The 21,042-nt window shown below is 41.6% G+C and carries 26 protein-coding genes; 15 read left to right on the top strand and 11 right to left on the bottom strand.

The annotated features are described in order from the left end of the window. From AC04MN_RS13875 to AC04MN_RS13860, 4 genes are all read left to right on the top strand, one after another. Positions 1-193: hypothetical protein (locus AC04MN_RS13875; protein ID WP_475383806.1), on the top strand; the 193-nt coding region annotated here is incomplete at its 5' end. Then, the gene (locus AC04MN_RS13870) at positions 190-645 is read left to right on the top strand and encodes a hypothetical protein (protein WP_475383805.1); all 456 of its coding nucleotides are present in this window, start codon (positions 190-192) and stop codon (positions 643-645) included. The genes AC04MN_RS13875 and AC04MN_RS13870, both read left to right, overlap by 4 nt. Further along, positions 645-983: a hypothetical protein gene (locus AC04MN_RS13865; protein WP_475383804.1), complete on the top strand. Its 339-nt coding sequence runs from the start codon at positions 645-647 to the stop codon at positions 981-983. Before AC04MN_RS13870 ends, AC04MN_RS13865 begins: the two co-directional genes overlap by 1 nt. Before the next feature lie 43 nt (positions 984-1,026). Further along, entirely contained in the window at positions 1,027-1,296 is a 270-nt protein-coding gene (locus AC04MN_RS13860) for a hypothetical protein (protein WP_475383803.1), read from the top strand. On the opposite strand, the gene AC04MN_RS13855 is transcribed toward AC04MN_RS13860, so the two are convergent. From AC04MN_RS13855 to AC04MN_RS13830, 6 genes are all read right to left on the bottom strand, one after another. Next, on the bottom strand, positions 1,293-1,655 hold the full coding sequence (locus tag AC04MN_RS13855; RefSeq protein ID WP_475383802.1) for a hypothetical protein: 363 nt from the start codon (positions 1,653-1,655) through the stop codon (positions 1,293-1,295). The genes AC04MN_RS13860 and AC04MN_RS13855 overlap by 4 nt on opposite strands. Next, on the bottom strand, positions 1,594-1,878 hold the full coding sequence (locus AC04MN_RS13850; protein ID WP_475383801.1) for a type II toxin-antitoxin system RelE/ParE family toxin: 285 nt from the start codon (positions 1,876-1,878) through the stop codon (positions 1,594-1,596). The genes AC04MN_RS13855 and AC04MN_RS13850 overlap by 62 nt, the downstream gene beginning before the upstream one ends. A 97-nt stretch (positions 1,879-1,975) precedes the next feature. After that, a complete protein-coding gene (locus tag AC04MN_RS13845; RefSeq protein ID WP_475383800.1) occupies positions 1,976-2,254 on the bottom strand; it encodes a hypothetical protein in 279 nt (92 codons plus the stop codon). 66 nt (positions 2,255-2,320) lie between these two features. Next, positions 2,321-2,527, bottom strand: coding sequence for a helix-turn-helix domain-containing protein (locus tag AC04MN_RS13840; RefSeq protein ID WP_475383799.1), 207 nt, complete (start codon positions 2,525-2,527; stop codon positions 2,321-2,323). 287 nt (positions 2,528-2,814) lie between these two features. Further along, positions 2,815-3,291: a helix-turn-helix domain-containing protein gene (locus tag AC04MN_RS13835; protein WP_475383798.1), complete on the bottom strand. Its 477-nt coding sequence runs from the start codon at positions 3,289-3,291 to the stop codon at positions 2,815-2,817. A 24-nt stretch (positions 3,292-3,315) separates the two neighbouring features. Beyond that, positions 3,316-3,789, bottom strand: a complete 474-nt coding sequence (locus tag AC04MN_RS13830; RefSeq protein ID WP_475383797.1) for a helix-turn-helix domain-containing protein — start codon at positions 3,787-3,789, stop codon at positions 3,316-3,318. Between the two features lie 106 nt (positions 3,790-3,895). Between AC04MN_RS13830 and AC04MN_RS13825 the strand changes: the two genes are divergently transcribed. Next, complete coding sequence (locus tag AC04MN_RS13825; RefSeq protein WP_475383796.1) at positions 3,896-4,138, top strand: hypothetical protein; 243 nt, start codon at positions 3,896-3,898, stop codon at positions 4,136-4,138. Positions 4,139-4,773: 635 nt separating this feature from the next. Here AC04MN_RS13825 and AC04MN_RS13820 read toward each other — a convergent pair. Beyond that, a complete protein-coding gene (locus tag AC04MN_RS13820) occupies positions 4,774-5,277 on the bottom strand; it encodes a helix-turn-helix domain-containing protein (RefSeq protein ID WP_475383795.1) in 504 nt (167 codons plus the stop codon). 87 nt (positions 5,278-5,364) lie between these two features. Here AC04MN_RS13820 and AC04MN_RS13815 point away from each other — a divergent pair, with 87 nt between their 5' ends. The 5 genes from AC04MN_RS13815 (at position 5,365) to AC04MN_RS13795 (ending at position 9,637) form a co-directional block, all read left to right on the top strand. Next, positions 5,365-5,616, top strand: a complete 252-nt coding sequence (locus AC04MN_RS13815; RefSeq protein ID WP_475383794.1) for a helix-turn-helix transcriptional regulator — start codon at positions 5,365-5,367, stop codon at positions 5,614-5,616. 763 nt (positions 5,617-6,379) lie between these two features. Beyond that, positions 6,380-6,577, top strand: a complete 198-nt coding sequence (locus tag AC04MN_RS13810; RefSeq protein WP_475383793.1) for a MerR family transcriptional regulator — start codon at positions 6,380-6,382, stop codon at positions 6,575-6,577. A gap of 17 nt (positions 6,578-6,594) precedes the next feature. Beyond that, the gene (locus AC04MN_RS13805) at positions 6,595-7,689 is read left to right on the top strand and encodes a tyrosine-type recombinase/integrase (protein WP_475383792.1); all 1,095 of its coding nucleotides are present in this window, start codon (positions 6,595-6,597) and stop codon (positions 7,687-7,689) included. A 325-nt stretch (positions 7,690-8,014) separates the two neighbouring features. Continuing rightward, positions 8,015-8,809 carry a DUF4423 domain-containing protein gene (locus AC04MN_RS13800; protein ID WP_475383791.1) on the top strand — a complete coding sequence of 265 codons (795 nt, stop codon included), beginning with the start codon at positions 8,015-8,017 and terminating at the stop codon, positions 8,807-8,809. Between the two features lie 24 nt (positions 8,810-8,833). Continuing rightward, positions 8,834-9,637 carry a DUF4423 domain-containing protein gene (locus tag AC04MN_RS13795; RefSeq protein ID WP_475383790.1) on the top strand — a complete coding sequence of 268 codons (804 nt, stop codon included), beginning with the start codon at positions 8,834-8,836 and terminating at the stop codon, positions 9,635-9,637. A 34-nt stretch (positions 9,638-9,671) separates the two neighbouring features. Here the strand turns inward: AC04MN_RS13795 and ttcA are convergent, their stop codons facing one another. After that, positions 9,672-10,529: a tRNA 2-thiocytidine(32) synthetase TtcA gene (gene ttcA / locus AC04MN_RS13790; RefSeq protein WP_475383789.1), complete on the bottom strand. Its 858-nt coding sequence runs from the start codon at positions 10,527-10,529 to the stop codon at positions 9,672-9,674. Positions 10,530-10,564: 35 nt separating this feature from the next. After that, positions 10,565-11,617 (bottom strand): mechanosensitive ion channel family protein, encoded by a 1,053-nt coding sequence (locus tag AC04MN_RS13785; RefSeq protein ID WP_475383788.1) that lies wholly within the window; start codon positions 11,615-11,617, stop codon positions 10,565-10,567. 105 nt (positions 11,618-11,722) lie between these two features. Here AC04MN_RS13785 and AC04MN_RS13780 point away from each other — a divergent pair, with 105 nt between their 5' ends. The 3 genes from AC04MN_RS13780 (at position 11,723) to AC04MN_RS13770 (ending at position 15,880) form a co-directional block, all read left to right on the top strand. After that, the gene (locus tag AC04MN_RS13780; RefSeq protein ID WP_475383787.1) at positions 11,723-13,195 is read left to right on the top strand and encodes a hypothetical protein; all 1,473 of its coding nucleotides are present in this window, start codon (positions 11,723-11,725) and stop codon (positions 13,193-13,195) included. Between the two features lie 125 nt (positions 13,196-13,320). Next, entirely contained in the window at positions 13,321-15,150 is a 1,830-nt protein-coding gene (locus AC04MN_RS13775) for a hypothetical protein (protein WP_475383786.1), read from the top strand. 79 nt (positions 15,151-15,229) lie between these two features. Further along, positions 15,230-15,880 carry an RDD family protein gene (locus tag AC04MN_RS13770; RefSeq protein WP_475383785.1) on the top strand — a complete coding sequence of 217 codons (651 nt, stop codon included), beginning with the start codon at positions 15,230-15,232 and terminating at the stop codon, positions 15,878-15,880. Here AC04MN_RS13770 and AC04MN_RS13765 read toward each other — a convergent pair. Then, positions 15,863-16,987 carry a methyltransferase gene (locus tag AC04MN_RS13765; protein ID WP_475383784.1) on the bottom strand — a complete coding sequence of 375 codons (1,125 nt, stop codon included), beginning with the start codon at positions 16,985-16,987 and terminating at the stop codon, positions 15,863-15,865. The genes AC04MN_RS13770 and AC04MN_RS13765 overlap by 18 nt on opposite strands. 30 nt (positions 16,988-17,017) lie before the next feature. On the opposite strand from AC04MN_RS13765, the gene AC04MN_RS13760 reads away from it, so the two are divergent. Next, on the top strand, positions 17,018-17,476 hold the full coding sequence (locus tag AC04MN_RS13760) for a hypothetical protein (RefSeq protein WP_475383783.1): 459 nt from the start codon (positions 17,018-17,020) through the stop codon (positions 17,474-17,476). Here the strand turns inward: AC04MN_RS13760 and AC04MN_RS13755 are convergent. Then, the gene (locus AC04MN_RS13755; protein WP_475383782.1) at positions 17,439-18,017 is read right to left on the bottom strand and encodes an adenine nucleotide alpha hydrolase family protein; all 579 of its coding nucleotides are present in this window, start codon (positions 18,015-18,017) and stop codon (positions 17,439-17,441) included. The two genes, AC04MN_RS13760 and AC04MN_RS13755, sit on opposite strands and share 38 nt — an antisense overlap. Positions 18,018-18,066: 49 nt before the next feature. Between AC04MN_RS13755 and AC04MN_RS13750 the strand changes: the two genes are divergently transcribed. Further along, positions 18,067-21,033, top strand: coding sequence for a M28 family peptidase (locus tag AC04MN_RS13750; RefSeq protein ID WP_475383781.1), 2,967 nt, complete (start codon positions 18,067-18,069; stop codon positions 21,031-21,033). The last annotated feature ends 9 nt before the right edge of the window (positions 21,034-21,042 follow it).

The following is a 21,042-nucleotide window of genomic DNA, read 5'->3' as shown; positions in this document are numbered from 1 at the left end:
GCTTGCAGCACTCCCCCTTTTGACTGCCGCTGTCTTTGTACTTTGGGATATGAACAAGAACATCTCCCAACTAAATATCCAAGTAGGGATCATCATTTCGGAAAGAGACTCAACAAAGGAAACCTTGAGGGATCTTGAGTTGAGAGTTAGGGAACTCGAAAAAACAATCTTTAAATCCAAGGAGGATAAATGAAAAAGATTATGTGTTTGATTGCGGTGTTCATGTTGGCGTTCACAATTGTAGTGCCAGTATTTTCAATGGCGCAAGATGCTCCTGTTGTTTCGGCGCCGGTAGTAGATGTACCAGCCCCCGAGATTCCTCAAATCTCAAACAATGACTTCTTTGAGTACCTGGTCAAGTCACTAGGTGGGGCGGCAGGTGCAACAACTATTGTGATCATTTCCATTTTGCTTCAGGTGTTTTTGAAGTTCCTTTCAACTCCTATGTTCGGCGAAGTCTTTAAAAAGGCGACTGGCAAAGTGAAGGTTTCAACGTTCTTGGTTCTGTCTGTTCTTGCGAACGTGGTTGGTCTAGTTGCAAATGCAGGACTCACTTGGCAAACAGCACTCCTTCATTCCACAACAATTTCATTGGTCATCGCGGCCGTTGTTGGCGTGTGGAAACAGTATCAAAAGGCTGAATAGTGGAAGTTTTCAAGGCATTGATTTGGAATAACCTTGTGAATCTTGCGCTGGCCCGATTGGTCGGCGCAATGCCTTTTTTGGCATGGGGACCATTAAATGCCTTTGTTCGTTGGTTAGCTTTTAAGGTTTCCGATGCGATCTTTGAGGAGCTTCACTTGCGGGTGGATCTTCATCAGATCGTTGTCAAAAATGAAAAACTCAAAAAGGAATATGATCGGGCATCGATCAAGCTTGGTTTGATTTCTAGAACCGAGGGGAGGGATTCAGATGAATTCAAAAAGGCAGAATCAGAATTTAAAAATTCTCTTGCTGATCTTGTTCGCTACAGCACTCCCTAGTTGTTCGAACATTTCAAAGCGTATAACTGTTCCTTCGACGGAAATGTGCGCTGTCAAAGGACGCATGCAAAATGGGGCCACTTGTGCGATGACTATTGGAACTCAACAAAGAGATATGTCATTCGATGAGTTTATTGATTTCTTAGAGCCTAATAGGGATCGCGGTGGGGCGATATGCCAATCTGCAAGCGATATGATCAAAATAAAAAATGCCCTTGAGCAATTGTGCCGACTTGCTGGGAAGTATTGCACCTATGAACAAAGGCAGATGATTTCTAATTTCAATAAATCTTTAGATATCTTGAACCATTAAGCCGCTTTTACTTTCTTTGGCTCGACGTTTTTAAAAGCTTTCATGATTTTGCATAGCGAGTCCAAACTAGGATTCTTTGATTTATCCATTGCCTCATAGATAACAGTTCTGGGGATCTTTACCTTCGCAGCTGTTCTGGTGATTGATCGAGCTTTAAGAAAGCCTTCGAGGATCTCTTGAAATGCCTCTTTGTCACCTTCCAAAAATGCTTCGGCTAAAGCAGCAGCAAAATCCTTGTTTGATGTTTTGGCTAGTTCTTCTGTTGCTGAAAAAGGAACAAAAGTTGTCCCGCCGATTTTAATCGGCGTGGATTTTTTGAGCGATTTTTTTTGCTTTGTTGATGTCTTTTTGTTGCCCATTTTTATTTCCTCCCAGAATCAGAAACATATCATTTTTTATAGTATAGTAAATTCTTCGACCATCGTTAAATTTGAGTTCCCAAAGTTGATCACCGAGGTTCTTGCAGTTTCCAAAGTACCCATCAGTTTCGATCTTTGAGATTCTTGAGTTAATCTGAGTTTTGCTCTTCAGAGTCTCTTTTTCGAACCACTCGATGTACTCTTTGGATTTTAACGTCTTCATATAGGCAATGTACGCTAAACCGCACTAGATTGCAAGCAAGGTTTAGCGTACATCTCAAAATAGGGCAGATTTTACATTTTTAATGGTGGGGTGCTGTTTATTTCGAATTGGCGGTCATTGATGGAGGGGTTTCAGAGTAGCCTTTGGAGATTAGGCAAAGTCTCATTGCTTCATTTCTTTTGGCCGCTATATTCGCGCCCTCCATGAATGTTCCAATGTATGCATAATCGGCGCGATCAATACTCATAGCTTTTAGTTGGCAATCGGCGTTGTCGCGCTGTATTTCATCGCTAGAGACATTTTTATAGAGCATCTTAGGTTTATTGGCACATCCGAAAATAAAGGAGCAAATAGTGATTAGAACAAAGTATTTCATTTTTACCTCCGGTTGGATTATCGGAGTAATTATTTATTTGTTTAGCATATTGAAAATTTCTTGAAACTATTTGAAGAGGTCTTTTTGAGGGATACCTAAAGCCGAAGAAATATCACGGATTGTCTCGGGGGATGGCCACTTGTCGCCTCGCTCGAGTGACTGCAAATATCTAGGTGAAATATTGGATTTATTCGCCAAATCCTCTTGTGTAAGGCCTTTGACAATCCTAAATGATTTTAGATTCTTACTGAATATTCGTTGAATTTGAATCACACCTGATTTTCATTTAGTTAAATTTACGATGCCACGATCTGATAGATCGTCTAGTTTTAGTTATTAGACGGATTCTTGTTTAATTTTTGATTACAAATATCGGAATAAATGAGTTACGCTTTAGTAATATGAACCAAAAAAGTAAGACTGATCTTGTCGAAAAGCTGATTGTTGGAATCGAAGAGACTTTGACTTGCGAGGAATTGGAACGTTGGGTTGCCTTTTTATCCGATCGAGTTTCTGACGCCGTTTGGGAATCAAAAAAAAGAGATACTAAAAAGGTGGAGTCATTTCCTTCGGGGCCGGCTAACAATTCGCCTAATCGTGCCGTGAAATAAAGCAAGTTCGGGGTCCGACATCATGTCCAACAAGTCAGGAGGGATGTTCCTTATTTTTGAAAGTAGAGGAACATATTGATTGAACTCAGACTCGTTCATTTTCAAAGACTCCCTCAATTTTGTTAGGACTATCGTCCAAGCCTCGATATCGTTTTTTCTATCGTAGAGCATTTGAAACTGAGCATTGAGTTCGTTCTTAATTGTATGGGAAATCATCTCGCTATTAAGCTCATAGCTCGAGGAGAGGTTTTCAATTTCTTCAATTGATAAGTTCTTGATGAGGTCTAAGTAGATCTCTTTGGTGACTTGCTGAGATCCAATTTCGATTTCAAACAATAGATCCTTAGATATCCCAAGCTTTTCTGCAAACTCTGAGTGGTTTAAATTTTGGCTTTTTCGAAGAACTTTCAGACGATTTGAGATCATACTCAAATTATAGCACACAAATTCTTATGCGCGTTTCTTAGTCTTAATTTGGGACAGGTCTTGTTCGGCTTTTTCGAGTTCCTTAATTGAGACTCCGACGATGCGAGGGATTGATCTTTTCAGAATCTTCCAGTCCTTGGCCATAGCCTCTAAAACTTCGACGGGAATCACATCGCCAACTGCGAGGATTCTTTTTTCACGATCAGTTAGGACGTGAGAATTCTCCGCAATCACTTCTTTAAGAGCATTTTTGATAGTGGATATTGATTCCGATTCATCTTGAATACCAAGCTCAGAGAAGTAGTTCTCATTGGTGTTCGTAAGGGCATAGATTTTTTGCCAGAATTCTGCCGAGGGCTTGTGGACTCCGGATTCCCAGCGACCGACCGTTGATGTGTCAGTATTTAACGCGATGGCAAAGTCGGCCTGTGTTTTAAAACCAGCCAACTTTCTAGCCTGTAAAATTTTTTTGCCAACGGCTTTCTTAATTAGTTTCAACGCTTTAGCCCTTTGCAATATTATAGCGTAATAAGGCGCGTAATAAAATTACGTGTTTGGCGCATTATTGTTGCATTTTATTACGCAATAACGTAATTTATTGCGTATGAGCTTTAAAAGATCGGCAAATACTGAGGTATTAGAAAAGGCACTAAAGAGCTTTCCAGGCAAAAGCATGGTTGAGAAAGCAGAAGCAATTGGAGTGAGTGACGGTTTACTCCGAGGGCTTTTAAAAAATAAATATCCTTTTCAAGTCAAAGATGAGTCTCGCAGAAAGATCTGCGCGAGCCTTGGACTTGATGAGGATGAAGTGTTTCCTTTGATTGCAGTCAAAGACAACGCTTCTTAAGTTTGACAGAGGGCTCTTTGCAGAGAGCTTTCGATCAAACTTGAGAGACATATATCAAACAAACACGAGTTTTCCGATGGGAAACCGTAGGCATTGTATTGTCTTCAGGGGGTGTCGAGAAGATCGACAGCTTGAATGAAGTAATCCATCCAATTTGGCAGGGCACGGACTGAAGCGCGCCATTCACCTAAGGTTGATCGCTTAGCTGAGTCTCATGTCCGACGGATTACTTCCTTGAGGTTTTACTGCCGCGATCTGACGTTTATAGCCTAAAGGTCCATTGGTTTTTTAAACGTCGGGGACAATAAGTAAACGACACACAAGTCGCGGGTAGGAAGGTCGGGTGCCAGGAGTGGCCCGTAATAATACTCAAGAGACGGCGTGGGTGGGGTCTCTTTAAACAACCTAGGCTCAAACCTCATTCAGGTTCGACAGAATGTGAGCTAGTGCATAGCTCAAAAATATAAGGCCCAGTGTCCCCGAGGTAACGGGGAGTTTGAATGAAGTGATCTGCGAACAGTTCCATCATTAGATATCCCAAGCTTTTCTGCAAACTCTGAGTGGTTTAAATTTTGGCTTTTTCGCAAAACTTTTAGACGATTTGAGATCATACTCAAATTATAGCACACAAATTCTTATGCGCGTTTCTTAGTCTTAATTTGGGACAGGTCTTGTTCGGCTTTTTCGAGTTCCTTAATTGAGACTCCGACGATTCGGGGAATTGACTTCTTAAGGATCTTCCAATCCTTAGCCATGGCCTCTAAAACTTCGACGGGAATCACATCGCCAACTGCGAGGATTCTTTTTTCACGATCAGTTAGGACGTGAGAATTCTCCGCAATCACTTCTTTTAGTGCGTTCTTGATTGTTGCTATTGAGTCTGTTTCTTTTTCAGATGGCTCAAAAAAATTAGGAATATCCAAAGATGCCGGTTCTATACCGAGGGCCGCTGCTACTTTTTTCCTGGTGGTGCTACTGCCAAAGGATGCGCCTGATTCAATATCCCGAAGGGTGGGATACGGAATATCCATCAATTCAGCAAAGGCAATACCTGACAAAGCCCTCATTTCCCGAGCAGCTTTGAGATTTTTACCGAAAACTGAAATTTTATTTTTCTTAGTCTTTTCCAACTCTTCCATTGTACTACACGTTTTGGCCGTATGGCGTTACGACTAATCCATATTTTTCTATTGCATTGATACGGTTAATCCGTATAATGGCCATAGATGAGTACAAAAATACGAAGTGTGAATTGTGACAAATTGAATGCCCTTGTTGATCAAGAACAAAAGGCAAAGAAACTATCAGTTGCTAAGTTAGCTAAAAAGATTGGCGTCTCTGAAGCTCTACTCGGGCAGCTGAAAAGCGGTAAGTATCATTCGGAAGTGAAGGAACGAAATCGTATGAAAATATGCTCTTATTTCGAACTTCCGGTGGATGATTTGTTTCCATTCATCAATGAAAGCATAGCATCCTAGTATTGACAGAATGGCTGTTGGCGCAGCCCTTCGATCAATCCTTGAATGCTTCAATATCAAATAAACACGAGTTTTCCGATGGGAAACCGTAGGCATTGTATTGTCTTCAGGGGGTGTCGAGAAGATCGACAGCTTGAATGAAGTAATCCATCCAATTTGGCAGGGCACGGACTGAAGAGCGCCATTCACCTAAGGTTGATCGCTTAGCTGAGTCTCATGTCCGACGGATTACTTCCTTGAGGTTTTACTGCCGCGATCTGACGTTTATAGCCTAAAGGTCCATTGGTTTTTTAAACGTCGGGGACAATAAGTAAACGACACACAAGTCGCGGGTAGGAAGGTCGGGTGCCAGGAGTGGCCCGTAATAATACTCAAGAGACGGCGTGGGTGGGGTCTCTTTAAACAACCTAGGCTCAAACCTCATTCAGGTTCGACAGAATGTGAGCTAGTGCATAGCTCAAAAATATAAGGCCCAGTGTCCCCGAGGTAACGGGGAGTTTGAATGAAGTGATCTGCGAACAGTTCCATCATTGCCGTGGGGTTCTGCTAAATGAGGATAAACTGGCATGAGCCCTCATAATAAGCACATAAATGTAAAAGCGCAGATATACAGATCACTTCCTTGAGGCGCTGAAACTAATATTTTTTTTGGTTTATTGAGAACACACAGCGTCTCAGCCTTCGGGGGGTGGTCCCCCGAGGGGTTTTGAAAGTTCCCCAGCCCCCTTCGGATAGGCCGTTGAGGGGCAAATTTGAGGATTCTATGAATAAAAAGAATGTCATTGCTGAGTATATTTCGACCGGAACTGCTGGAGCGGAGATCGGTTATACTGCCAAGACAATAGAAAGATGGATCAAGTCCGGCAAAGTCGAGGCAAAAAAAATTGGTCGGTACTACCGTATTCATCGGGCGTATTGGGAAAAATTCAAAGCCAAGCACTTGATAGATTTTGTAGCTTAAATTCGAAGGAGGGGCGAATGGGAGTTCAAAAGCTTAAGAAATGGAAGGATGCAAAAGGCAACTCGTACGTGGGTTTGTATCGCGATGAAGTGACTGAAGTATTCTACTACCGCAAAGAATCTCTCGGGAAAATCTCACTTGGAACAACGGATCCCAAAAAGGCGATTGCAAAACTAACGGAAGCTCATTTGACTTTGAAGCAGAGGGCTGAGAAGTCTTTGGTTAAGGATGGGCAAAACGTTCTTGTGTCAGACATCTATCAAAAGATGATCGAAATGAAGATTGAGGATGGAATTCGCCCCGCCACAAAGCGTCGGATTGAAACTATCTGGGAAAATCAAATCAAACCTTACTTCGAAAATAGAAAAATATCGAGCATCAATCAAGAAATGGTCGATGACTTCAAATCGTGGTTTGCAAAAAATCATAAGGGCAAGCAGCTTATCAATGTCTTTAAGTATCTCGGCAATATTTTGAGAATTGCTCAGGAGTATGGATATCTTTCTAAAGTTCCACGTTTGGAAATTCCCGAGCGGGAGCGTAAACATCACGCCACGAAAAAAGGTCGGGTTGTTTCTCGTGAGGAGTTTCAATCAATTATTAGTCAAATGTCTCCTCCATATTCGACGATCACAAAAATTGCTTATTATATGGGCATGAGAAAAATGGAAATTGGTTCATTGAAAACCTCACAGTTGTTGTCTGAAGGGGATCTATTATTTATAGATCTTTCAAGCGATGACACCAAAACAGGGATAGCTAGAACGATTCCGGTTCCAGCATTTTTGAAACAAGAAATCTTGGATTCCGTTACTGGTGCGCTTGTCTTTTCATCAAAGGGTAAAAAAGCACTTCCAGCACAATTGATTGATCGGGCTTGGCGTGTCGCGAAAGAGAAAGCCGGAATAGAGGGGCGTATTCGATTCCACGATTTACGAGGGACGTGTGCAACTAATATGGCACGAGCAAATATCAATCCTGTTCTTGCCGTGACTTACCTTGGAATGTCGCTTCGGACATATCAGACAACGTACTTAAAATTAGATCGCAACGATTTGTTGGACATCGCACGTCTTGCTGATAAGATACTTAAAGGCGAGGCGGCTTTATGATTGCCTTTCTTCGCACTCCTGTACTACTATCTGTACTACTCAATTTAGAGTTGGTATCTATCTTGTTGTTTTCCAAGGAGAAAAAAGAAAAATCCCAGTTGTCCAGTAGAGACCACCATCTTTCTAATATGTTAAGATTCAGCAAACTTTTCTTTGTTTTACGTAGATATGATCAAAATAAATTGATCATCAGAGTTCGATCTAAAAAATGTTCCGTTTGCTGCGTCATCGTCTGGATCAAGAAGACGAGTTCTTATAACATTCGCAATTGCCTGATAATTTGAAGATAGTCCAGACTCTGTCGAAACATAATGGAGTCTCAACTGTGAGTTATCGCGAAATTATTAGATCTGAATTTGAAAAAAGACGCAGTAAAAATCCTTCGTACTCGCTAAGAGCATTTGCTCGGGATCTTCATGTTCCGGTTTCTCGTTTAAGCGAAGTATTAAATGGGAAAGGTGGCGTATCTTTAAAGAGAGGCTGGGCACTTGCCGAGAAACTTAACTTGGATGAATCACAAAAAGATGTTTTCTTGAAGCAATTGAGCCAAGAGAAAAGTCTTCATCGACAGGGACGGCGAATAATTATCGATTCAGCCTACGAGAGCATACCAGTACCTAAAAATGCCGATGACGAGAGGGTAAAGGAACTAGATAGCTGGTTGCATTTCCTTGTGATGATTCTTTTGGATTCGAGTGAACAGGACTATTTAGGGAAAGACAATCTAATTGCGCTAACTGGAGCTTCAGAAGAGTTGATGGCTGAGTGTCTTACGAAGCTAGAGACTTTGAAGATGATTAAATCGGAAAACGGGCAATTTTGTCTTGAATCAAAGCTTGAATCCCGGTTGATATCAACTTCATCGAAGACTTATCAGGAGCTTTTAAAAAGCGGACTTCAATTTCAGCTAAAGAATTTTGACAAGATCACTGTTGAAAATTTAGGTCATATCCAGATACTCGGAGTCTCGACAGAGCAGTTGAGTTTCTTGAAGAAAGAATTAGCTTCGTTTAAAAGACGATTACGGTACTATTCTGAAAAAAGTGACAAAAAAGAGCATTATTTTTTGATAACTTCGGCGGCTCATTCTCTTGATTCAATCTCTCACCTTGATTTGTAAAGGGAGTGATATTAGTAAATTGGAATGGAAGCTCACTCATTTTTGATCGATATTTTTAAGTCTGAATATGCAAGACGCGAACGCAAAAATCCAAGGTATTCTTTAAGGGCATTTGCCAGGGATTTGGGTGTTCCGCCAAGTCGACTTAGTGAGTTTTTAAGTGGCAAGGCGGGAATTTCTAGCAGAAAATTAAACTCTATTTTTGAGTTATTAAATTTATCTCAATCCCAATTAGAGTTGGCTGAAATGGCTGCGGATGCAGCGTTTTCAAAGATATTAGATATTAAAGAAAGAGCCCAGGCAAGATTTGAAGCTAAACTTCGAATCGTACAGTCTATGGGATGGGACCAGTTTTTGTACATTTCGGATTGGCACCATACGCTGGTATTTCAGTCTTTGCTTATTGATAGATTTCAAAAAAAGCCGCATCTAATTCTGGAGACGATCCCTATTAGTGAAGATTTACTTTTTGAGTCCTTAAAACTCTTGGAAAGAGTCGGATTGATTGAAGTAAAAATTGTTGATGGTGAAGAAAATTTTTTGCCAATTCAAAAGACGCTGCTGGTTCATCATAGTGGTTATTCCGAAAGTATTCTGCGCTATCAAACGGCTTACTTTGATCTTTGGAAGTCCCGTACTTTGAATGAACACGGATTTAATTGGGCTGGAAGAACCCAGGTTGCTGCAACTTCTAAAATAGCGCTTAGTCATTTTTATAAAGAACTGAAGGCCTTTTTGGATGCGCAAATGATTAATATGGAAAAGGCCGAACCTAAAGAGGTGGTAATGGCATTTTCGGCCCAACTTAGCGAAGTGGTGAAAGCTTAAATGGCCCCTTCAGCCGGCGGCTTGGGGAGCTCTTTTAGAATTCAAGGCTTTCATGTGGGTTACGGTAAATCTGCCCGCTTTTAATCGCATCAATTCGGACTTGTTCCAGGCCTTTAAAGTTGAAATGAGTCTGGTCCATCATATGGCTTAGGTTAACATTCGATAGTGCTGTTTGTATTGAGGCAGCGATATCAGGAATTTCCTTTTCTAGTTCATTTAACATTTTTTTTATTTTTTGCCGTTTAAGTCCATCTTGGGAGCCGCAAAGGTTGCAAGGGATGATTGGAAATGCCCATATCCGAGCAAGTTCAATGAGGTCCTTTTCTGCGACATAACACATAGGCCGTAAAAGGATATTTCTTTTATCGTCTGATAAAAGTTTTGGAGGCATGCTCGCAGTTTTTCCTCCATAGAACAAATTCAGCATAGTCGTCGTTGTTAAGTCATCGCGGTGATGACCTAGGGCCATTTTTGAAAAACCATTATCAAAAGCAAAGTCATAAAGAATCGCGCGGCGTAGACGACTGCATAAAGAACAATAAGTTTTACCATCCTGAACTTTTTCGGTCACGATAGAGTACGTATCACGTTCGATAACGTGAAAAGGAACGTTCAACGAATGAACCCAATTTTTAAAAGCTTCAATTTGAAATCCTGGTTGTTTTTGATCTAAAATGGCAGCTTCAATTTTGAATTTTCTCTCAGAGCGCCGCTGGATTTCTGTCAGGAGTGCCAGTAGTATACTTGAGTCTTTACCGCCAGAAACGCAGACCATTATTTTGTCTCCGTCTTGAATCATATCAAAATCCACAAGGGCCTTGGTAATCTGTTTTCGAATCTTAACGGCCAATGGGTGATTAAAATCGATATTTAGGCTATTTAAAGAATCCATGCGCCCCCTCGGAACTTAGGGCACTATTTTTACCGCTATACATTTGTAAAAGTCGAGTCCTTTTTATCAATCTGTAGGATCTGTCGAGCTAGTGGAATTTGAGCGTCTTTCAGAGCGGAATAACCTCGTTTTAAGACTTTGTCTCCGATAGAGAACTGAGATCCAAAGTTATCTACAAAATATATTAATTTCATACCGACCCAGCTTTCCGTCACTTCATGCACATAGGCTAAGGGGGCAGGAATCCCCCGAATTTCGCCGATGCCCGCAGCCACTTGCTCTAGGATTTCTTTGGCATGTTCTACGTTTGCCCCATATTCTAAGCGAAAAAATTGACTACGAATGACTGGGTGGTCGGGGGGCGAATAGTTTGAGATCTGGGCTTGAGCCATCCATCTGTTGGGAAGAGTGATGACTTCATCGGAAAAACCCACCATTGTCGTGCATCGCCAGGTGATTTCTTTGACTTGGCCAGTGACTTTCTGAATTCCGCTTTGGCACTCAATCCAATCGCCAATTTCATAGGATTTATCAATTTGTAAGGAAATCCCCGCAAATAAATTTCCCAGGGTGTCTTGAAGAGCCAAACCCAGGATGATCGAGAAAGCCGCAGACGTTGCCAAAAGAGGTGCTAGATCGACGCCAAAGATGGTCGAGAGGCCCCAGAACATAAGCACAATACTTAGCAGTAAAGAGACCATATTGACGATCAATAAAGGAACGCCATGTTTCATGGAGCCTAGAAATAGATACTGCAAAACAATCAGACGAGTGACTTTTACTAAAACGATATTGCCCCAAATAAAGGCCAAAAGGGCCGCGTACGGAGAGAGTCTTTCGATGTTTGGAATTTGCCCCTCTGAGCTTTGGAAGAAGATAAACATCAAAAAAAGAAAACTAAGAAAGACATAGTGCTTAATTAAAACGCGATAGTGTTGGCGGATACTCTTATGTCTTTCAGAAGAAACTTCTTGCAGAAAAAATTTATAAAAGATCCAGGCAATAGATATTAGTGCACCCAACAGAATAAAGGGTTCCAATTCAATCAAACGATACAAGGCTTGTAGTTTTATAAATCTTTCCGACATAGGTCTAGAGTAGCCCGACTTAGGGGTGTGGTCGAGTCTAAATTTCGTCAAGGTCAATTTGGTTTTTCCCTTGATTGCCGAAAAGTGCAGCAAACTGGGGACACTATGCGAAACATAAAAATTCATTTTTTATTAAGTTCATTTCTATTTCTGGCCGGATGTGCGCAACAGGTCAACGAAAAGATTGCTCAAAGTTTAGAGCCAGTAACGGATGAGATCGCGTGTTCTCATTATCGTTATGATGTTTTTCAATCTTTGAAAGAGTATACAATTCAAGAACAGCGGATTCCGTCTTTCGAAGAGTTTTCAATCCAATTGAGTTTAAAAATCAAGCAGATGGAAGAAGATAGTAAGCTAAACTCTGAGCAGGCATCGCAGCTAGAGGCTGAAACCCAAGCATTACTTAAAGTGATTCTTGAGGAAAGTCAGACTCAAGTAAAAAGCAAAGATGAGTTTTTGGCTTTAATTTCTGCGATCGATGTTAAGGATAATAGTACAGCATTTCGAAAATATTTAAATTTAAAAGTAGATCATTATGTTTCACGTGTTCAGGCCTTGGCATCCGAGACTCAGTCGAAGTGCTCGACGCCGGCGCCGGCTGAACCTCCGCGTGATTCCTCAGATTTTTTACCGGTCGAAACGAAGTCGCCCCTAAATGCGGCTGTTATGGGAAGTCGACTGGCGATGGCTACGGCTTATCAAACTTGCAATACTTTGAAGCTTCCACCGATGTCGACTCAAAGCCCTGATGTAGATGGAATTGAAATTTTTGGAACTCATCCCGATGGTGTCGGTTCTAAAAGACGTATAGCGAGTTTGGCTAAGGTTCAGGCCTCACACTACTATATCAGGGATGAAAGAAGCTACCCGCAGAGTTGTTTCAATGTGCGGAATAATCCGTTGATTTACGATTATGGTGGAAAGCCTTATGCTACCACCGCAGCCAGTTCCCCTTTGGATTTCTTTAAAAATAATGGAGATGGCACGAGCGTTTTGGGCATCGACTGCTCTGGTTATGTATTTTCGGCATACGCTGCTGCAGGTTTAAAAATGTCTTCAAGCAGGCCGTTAAGGGCTTCGGATTCGTGGTCGTGGGGATCTAGTTCTTACGTTGAACCGCAGAATAACGGATTGTCTTGCTTGAAAAAAATCACGGTCATGCCATCGGAAAGTTTAAAGGCTGGCGATATTATAGCTGTCGTCGGGCATGTCTTTTTGGTTGATAGAGTCGGTGCTGATCCTTTTGGAATTTCTAAGGCAGCTACGGTCAACGATTGCTCCAAATTAGTGTCGGATAATTTTGACTTCGTTATTACGCAATCTTCAAACTCGAAAAATGGGATTGGTATCAACTCTTTTGAAGCCCGAGATTATTTAAAAACATCCACTAAGTTCAAATCAGGCTTAGAGAAATACGCCTATTACTCTTGTTTGGCTAAATTTAATCAAAAAACCTACACCCCTTCTTTAGGTAATCTGAGTGTGGTTAGACATAAGGGGACTTCGGAGTGTATGGCTCCTCGAGTAAAACTAGTTAAAGAAGAGTGTGTAGCGCAATGTCAGTTCGATGGAATTTAAAGAGTGTCTAAAAGATCGACATAAATTGAAATAAAACTTTAGGCGGGGTCTTTTCAGGACCCCGTTAAGTTTCTGTCTCAATTTCCGAAAAGGACCATATTGATATTAAAACCTTAGGGGTTCGCATGAAAAAATGGATTCAACAGTCAGCAGCAAGTTTAGCTTTGGCAACCATGGTTTTGTCTCCGGTAGCACAAGGTGCGGCGGCAAAAAGATCGCTTAACGATTATGTTAGCAATTATCTAAAGCAGACGGGATTAACTACGAAGCAAATGACCGTCGGGGAATTCTGGAAAATGGTGCGACATGTTTACCCGAAGGATCTTCAGGCAAAGATGGATATCTGGGTGAAAGCCAACGAGAAGATGCCGATGCCGAAAATTTCCGCGTCTTCATATAAAGATGGTGACAACAAACAATACGTTCGCATGCTTTTAACCCAAGGTAAAGAATCCCATACTTTGACCGTGAGTGAAAATGAGGCGAAAAAATTAAGCCTAGATGATGTTTCTTTTACAGAAAGTGAACTTCTGAAGCGGAAAAATATCTTAGAAAAAGCCGATTCAGTTATTTACAAGAAAAAGAGCTCTCAATTAGATAAACGTGTTCTTTCAACACGAGAGATTGCCCGTTTACCTTTGAAGAAACAGCTTGATTACATGCTTAAATTGCGACAGGCCTCTGAGGCGGCAGATGCCGTTTTAGCAAAGTCTGCCAATCGTAAAGGAGCCGCTATCGAGGCCGAGACTGGTGCTCTGTATGCTGGTGAGTTTTCGGGTTTGTTAAAAACTCTATTAGGAGAAGAAGCCTTCGCGAAAACTTGGGCGGATGGTAATTCTTGTATCGCAGCGGGTTGGGTTGCTACCTATAAAGATGGCTCGTGCGCAAGACCTCGAGAGGGACGTCAAAGCCTTATTTCTGCGATCGATGGATTGCCCTTTAACGATTCAATCAAGGGACAGGCGACAAAATGTGCGAGCGGTGGTGGCTTGCCTTGTAATCCTATCTTGTTTGGATTTGGTGAGGGCGCAAAGGTGCATTGCGTAGGCAAATCAAATGTGAAGTATGCGACTCGCGAATGTAATCAAAAGTTTCCTTTGAAAAACACTCAAGATAAAGAAAAAATCATCAATAGCATAGTGAAAGCCAACGGGGGTAAATCACTGTGTACTATTGAAAATGATGGGAAGACTGTTCCTCAAAACTGTATGAGTGATCTTGGCTCTTACATCACAGACTTGAAGGCGCACTACCGTAATGCCTCAGAATTCTGTACTGTAAAAGGATCGGCTTCAACAACAGCGGCCAGTTCTTGGGTAACACGTAGTGACCTGCGTGAGGATCAAATGGATGCCTGTGAAAACCTAAAAGATCGCTATTTTGATTTGATGGTTAAAGCTGGTGATATTCCAGGGCCGGTTCCAGGCGAGGGCGAATTGCCTGGTCCTAGTGTTGAAAACTGTGCAAAAGAAAATAAAAACTTCGACCCAGAAACGGAAACTTGTATCTGCCCAGACGGTCAAAAAGATCCGAAAGACCCGAACAAGTGTTTACCGACAAAAGACGATGATGGTGCCGCTGGAGTACCAGTGAAAAATGATGGTCCAAACTGGTGGGATCGTAATAAAGGCTGGGTCATTCCAGTGGGGATCGGCTTGATCGGTCTAGGTTTGTTCTGGTATCTATCGAAGAAAGAAAACGATGCGGTATCGACGACGTACACTCCTCCAACGCCGCCGCCATTGCCTCCAACGCCAGTATGCGATTCGGGTCAGGTTTTAAAAGACGGTGTTTGTACGAATCCAGTGGTGACACCTCCGGCGAACCCATGCCCAGCTCCAAACCAAATGGTTAATGGCGTGTGTGTACCTCCGGTTGTTGTCGATCCACCAGCCGTTCCAAGTGAAGGTGGATCGGGTACCACCAATGATGGTAGTGCGGGCGGAGTTCGCTAATCCTTGGTAGTCAGTCTAAAATTAGTCTAGTAATAAAAAAGGGGAGAGAGGTCTCCCCTTTTTTATTTTAAGATAAGATATGATCATCGAGCCAAATGACCGCAATCGGTCTTCAATAAATCCGCTGAATAAACCAATATCTGAAAATCCTCGGACGGAAATCCATCGTCGTAAGCCGTCAGTGGTTCCAGTAAAAAAAGAGTCTCGCGTTGATCAAATTTTTAAAAATAAACGTTCTTGGGATTTTGCTGAGTCGACAGGATTTCGAAGTGGCCCCTTGTCGAATAAGAAGAATTACAAATTAATCTTGTGGTCTTTTGTTGCGGCCTTTATTGATCTTTTAATTCTAACTAGTCTGAGTTCTTTTTTTATTTTAAGCTTTAAGTTAATTGTTAAGACCTCAGTTGCACCTCTTCTGCATGACCTATCCTTGGGTGGGCATATTCACATGGCTGGAATTGCATTTTTTTCTTTGGTTTTTCTGATGGCTTCTTGGTTCTATTTAACCTTAAGCAGAGTTTTCTTAGGAGCCACAATCGGTGAATGGAGCTGCGGTATTTGTCTTGGACATCCAGCTGCTCGGGGGAGTGCAGAGTATTTCTTTAAAGTCCTTGCGCGCTCGACAATTATTGTACTGACGGGACTTTTTGTTTTACCTATTGTGTCCCTTTTCTTCGGTAAAGATTTGGTCGGAGAGCTGGTAAATCTAAAATTAATGGAGCTCAAGTAAACAAAAGATTTCGTAATGTTTAGATTGTGGAAATTGATCTAATATAGATAGTTTTTTAACTGAAAAATTATGTTTCAATAGTTGAAGATCGGCAATCATTGTCTCTAAAAAACAGGACATGTAAATAATTCTATCAGGCTTCATTAGGTTTAAGGAGTGACTGAAATCTTTTAAACCAGAGCGTGGCGGATTGACGATGGCAAGATCTATATTCTCAAAAGTCTTTTCTTTGTTTTGAAAATCACCTTTTAAAAATTGAAAATCGTTTTCTATTTTTAGTTCCATGCATGTTTTTTTAAAGCAGTCCAATGCGGGGCCATCATATTCGCACGCTATCCAACGATGGTGCTCTTTTTTTGCAGCTAAGCTTAGATTGCCAATTCCTGCACCAAACTCTATGACTGTTTGTACATTTGGCAAGCTCGACCAATCTGCAATAAGTGTTGCCGTGCTTTTATTGGTTGTCATCGAGGGCTGAGTGAAACTTGAGATTAACGAATAGATTCCAACTTCCTGATTAAGATAGTTCGTAGAAAACCATTTTTGAGGGTTTGGATCAGTGAGTTTTAGAGTTTGGTTTAGCAGCGAAAGGCTTTTTCCTTTTTGACCTATTTCAATAAAAAAACCAGCGGTTAAAAGCTTTTTTAAGAAAACTCCCTCATCTAATAGTTTTTTTATATCGATATTGGCGGCATCGATCCAAAGACCTTTTATTCCTTCAAAACCTCGGCGAAGGCGAAATGAGGCCTTTTTCATTGGGAGTGATTCGGAGAGTAAAATACTGCGAAACTCGGTATAGATCTTTTGAAGATCGGGGTGAAGTTGCGCGCAGGCTGCGATATCAAGCAGTGACCGATTTTTGTCGGAGGTGTTTCTTTTTGAATAGAGACCGATCTTCCCTTCGGTGTAGGTAAAGTCTAGACGATCCCGGAGTGCGAAGTGGGTGTGGCTCTGAATAAAGTCAATTGGAGGGATTCGGGCCCCTAATACATCGAATGCCGCTTTTAGTTCGGCCATTTTCAATTCTTTTTGTTGCTGGTAAGGGATATGAAGATAATCACAACCTGAACAATTTTCTTGATATGGGCATAGGGCTGCGTTACTCATGGGGGCAGAATACCGATAAAAGGAGATCTTGTGAAATCATTCTTTTGTTTCGTCAGTCTTTTGGCCGCTATTTCTATTTCGTCAGTAGCGACGGCTCAGGTTCGAAATCCACTCATGAGAGTCTGTTTTCAACAACAGGGACAATTTTGGGTTTTCAATAATGGTGATGTTCGTTCAGAACTTGCGGTTTGTCGCTTTGATGCGACTTTTATCAGCGCTTTAGATCTTGTTCATATGAATCAAGGGAGTGCTCCGCTATCGGCTCAAGCTTTTTTAGGAAGCTATCGTGTCTTTGATGCTTGTTCAGAAATTCGGGCTCAGGACATCGTTTTGTCATCCGAGAACGTTCATATATGCCGCTTTAATGATGGCTCTTTTATCGATATCAAGGCTCTTCAGTGGGGACGCCTTTCGCCGCAGACACAAAAGCTAGAGCGAGCCCTTAAGAACCTTAAGGAGTCAGAGGCAACTGATAAACGCATTGACTAGCGTTTTTCACAATCCCATCAGAATCATGAAGGTCCCGCAGTGTAAATCCTAGGGTGATATGTGGATTCCAGCTAGACCTCGCAAAGGCCTCGCTTTGTATAGAGGCCTTTTTCTTTTTTAAAAGGTCATTGGCTGCCTGGCGATAATTTAACAACCCTTCTCCCTCTACGACGACAAACCAGGTACTTTCAATCTTACCATCGATTCTCTTTTCGGCTCTTCCGATACATAATTCTTTGAAGTTTTTCAGGCTCTCTTGTTGCGAGTCCCGGAGATTTTCTAGTTGTTGCAGATCAATAATTGGTTGAAATTGATTTTTAAACTCTGGGGGTGTGATTAGAGTGATATGAGCCTCGCCCCGATGCTTTAAAGTTAATCCCGTCTTTTGCTCGACAAAATGACGATATTTCTCGTATTGGCTGTAGTTTAAGTCTAAACCCACCCAATTACTCGCACTTCGCGCTGCGTGAGGCAGAGTTTGACATCCGATGACAATAAAAACCCCTAAAAGACTTAGCTGAAGCCCATTTTTTCGTTTCATACGCTTTAAATTTTTGTATATTTAGGCCTCTTTCGCAATAGGAAAACAAATGAAAAATATCAAATTCAAGTTTGCATTGCCTGTCTTTATCGTTTTAGTCACTTTTATAGGTGTAGGATGTCAGTCCGCCAAGTCGGACTCTTCCGTTGATTCATTAAGAAAAGAACACCAAGCGCTTTCCGACCAAGGCACTCAAGCTCGCTGGGAAACACCAACTCATTTAATCCAAGGTGAAAAGCAAATTACTTTTATTGGTAGTAAATCAGGAGAAGGCTATTTTTCACCTGACGGCTCGAAAATGATTTTTCAATCCGAACGTTACGATGGGAACCCATTCTATCAAATGTATGTCATGGATTTAAAAAGCGGTAAAACCCAGTTGGTTTCGCCGGGCCATGGGAAAACGACCTGCGGATGGATTCATCCTTCCTTAAAAAAAGTGATGTACTCTTCAACTCATTTGGATGCTGATTGGAAGAAAAAAGCTGCCGATGAAATTGAAAATCGCAAAAAGCCAGTCAAGGGACGCTATTCTTGGAGTTATGACGAAAATTACGAAATCTTTTCGTCGGATCTTAATGGAAAAAATTTAAAACGGCTCACTAATGCGAAAGGCTATGATGCTGAAGGAGCTTATTCTCCGGATGGTCAGTGGATTGTTTTTGCATCGAATCGAAATGGGTACACGCAGAATCTATCCGAGGAAGATCGAAAGTATTTTGAGCAAGATCCCTCTTACATGATGGATATTTTCATAATGAAAGAAGATGGTTCTGGCCTTCGGCAGTTAACGAACTCTAAAGGATACGACGGTGGACCTTTTTTCAGTGCTGATGGTAAAAAAATTACGTGGCGTCGATTTTCAGCCAATGGCTCGACAGCTGAAATTTACACGATGAATGTTGACGGCAGTGATCAAAAACAAATCACTCATCTGAAGTCAATGTCTTGGGCTCCCTTTTTTCATCCCTCTGGTGATTATATTATCTTCGGTAGTAGTGTCCTTGGTTATTCTAATTTTGAATTGTTTATCGTCGATGCTGAAGGAAAGAAAGATCCAGTTCGTGTGAGCTTTGCCGATGGCTTTGATGGTTTGCCGGTGTTTACTCCCGATGGTCATCAGTTATCGTGGACGCATCGCTCAGAAAAAGGAGACTCGCAGATTTTGATGGCGGCTTGGGACGATGTGATGGCTCGTAAATTACTAGATTTGCCTCCATGGAATCCATTAGATCAAAAAATGACCCCACAGATTGCAGCTGCTGATATAAAAACTTGGGTTGGCTATCTAGCCTCGGCGCAAATGAAGGGGCGGCGCACTGGCAGCGATGAGGAAAAGCTTTACACTGAAACTCTGGCGACTCAATTCAAGACCTGGGGCTTGAAACCTCTAAAAGGAGATAGTTTCTTTCATCAATTTGAGTACGTATCTGGTGTTGATTTAGGGGTTAAAAACTCTTTAGAGGCTGTCGGGTCCTTAGCAAAAAAATGGAAGGTTCAAGAAGACTATATCCCAATGTCTTACACGAAGGTAGGAGCCTTTAGTGCCTCGCCAGTAGTGTTTGCAGGATATGGTATCAAAGCTCCAGCAACAGATAAGTTGCCAGCTTATGACTCATATCGAGGCTTAGATGTTAAAGGGAAGTGGGTTTTGATATTGAATGATATTCCTCAGCAAGTAAGTACTGAGATGAGGCATCACTTAAATACATTTTCTCGCTTACAACACAAGGTAAGTTCGGCTAAAAACGAAGGTGCTCTTGGAGTGCTGGTTTTTTCCGGACCATTGAGTCCATGGCAAGAAAGTCTATCCAAATTAAAATTTGATGGCAGTCTTTCCGAGTCTAGTTTGGCGGTTTTACGAGTCAGTCCCTCGGCTGCGCAAGAACTTCTGATTAAAGCTAAGAAAGATGTTAAAATAATTCAAGCTGATTTGGATAAAGGTCTTTTCATAGAGGGCTTCGATATTCCTTCGGTTTATCTTAAATCAGAAATTGATTTGGTTTCAAAAAAGTCTGTGGGTCGAAACGTCCTGGCAATGTTACCTGCTTCAGGTGCTAGAAGCTCGATAATGATTGGAGCCCATGGCGATCATCTTGGGTTTGGCGAGGGAGGCTCGTCCCTTGCAAAAGTAAACGAGCGCGGAATGATTCACTACGGTGCTGACGATAATGCCTCTGGCGTTGCTGGGGTTATGGAACTTGCCCACTATTTTGCAAGCTTGAAAAAGCAAAGTCCCGGAGTGCTAAAGAAGAATATTATCTTTGCGGTTTGGTCTGGGGAAGAAACGGGAATTTTGGGATCTTCGGCTTTGGTCGCAGACTATGCAAAAATCACCGGAAAAAAATTAGAAACTGACGTGGAAGCATACTTGAATATGGATATGATCGGGCGATTGCGCGATAAATTGTTAATTCAAGGTGTGGGTTCAGCGAAATATTGGCATCAAATGATCGAAGAAACGGCCTTACAATCAGCGCTTCCAGTCAGTCTGCAAGAGGACCCATACTTGCCTACGGACTCGATGGCCTTTTATCTTGGAAAGGTTCCTGCGGTGACTTTTTTTACAGGGTCTCATGCTGAATATCACTCCCCCCGTGATACCTTTGAAACTTTAAATTACGAAGGAACAGAAAAAGTTGTTCAGCTTGTACAAAAGCTTACGCAAGTACTGGCTGATAACTCTCAACAATTCTTAAAGTATGAAAAAGTAGGGAGTGGTCAAAAAAACCTTGAGGGGAGAAGCTTTCGAATATTCTTAGGAACTATCCCGGATTATTCACAAGAAGGTGTTAAGGGGGTGCGCATCTCCGGCACTTCTAAAGAAAGTCCGGCCGAAATGGCAGGGCTTATTGAGAAAGATATTATCACTGAATTTGATGGGCGACGAATTGAAAATCTATACGATTATGTTTACGCTCTTCAATCTGTGAAGCCAAATCAAACAACAAAAATTAAGGTACTAAGAGCTGGTAAAGAAAAAGAATTTTCGATTACACCGAAATTAAAAGAATAAAAAAATCCC

It is taken from the genome of Bdellovibrio sp. ZFWA1 (assembly GCF_056175665.1).
The sequence above is the reverse complement of the archived record's forward strand: the minus strand, read 5'-3'. Positions and strand labels throughout refer to the sequence as shown.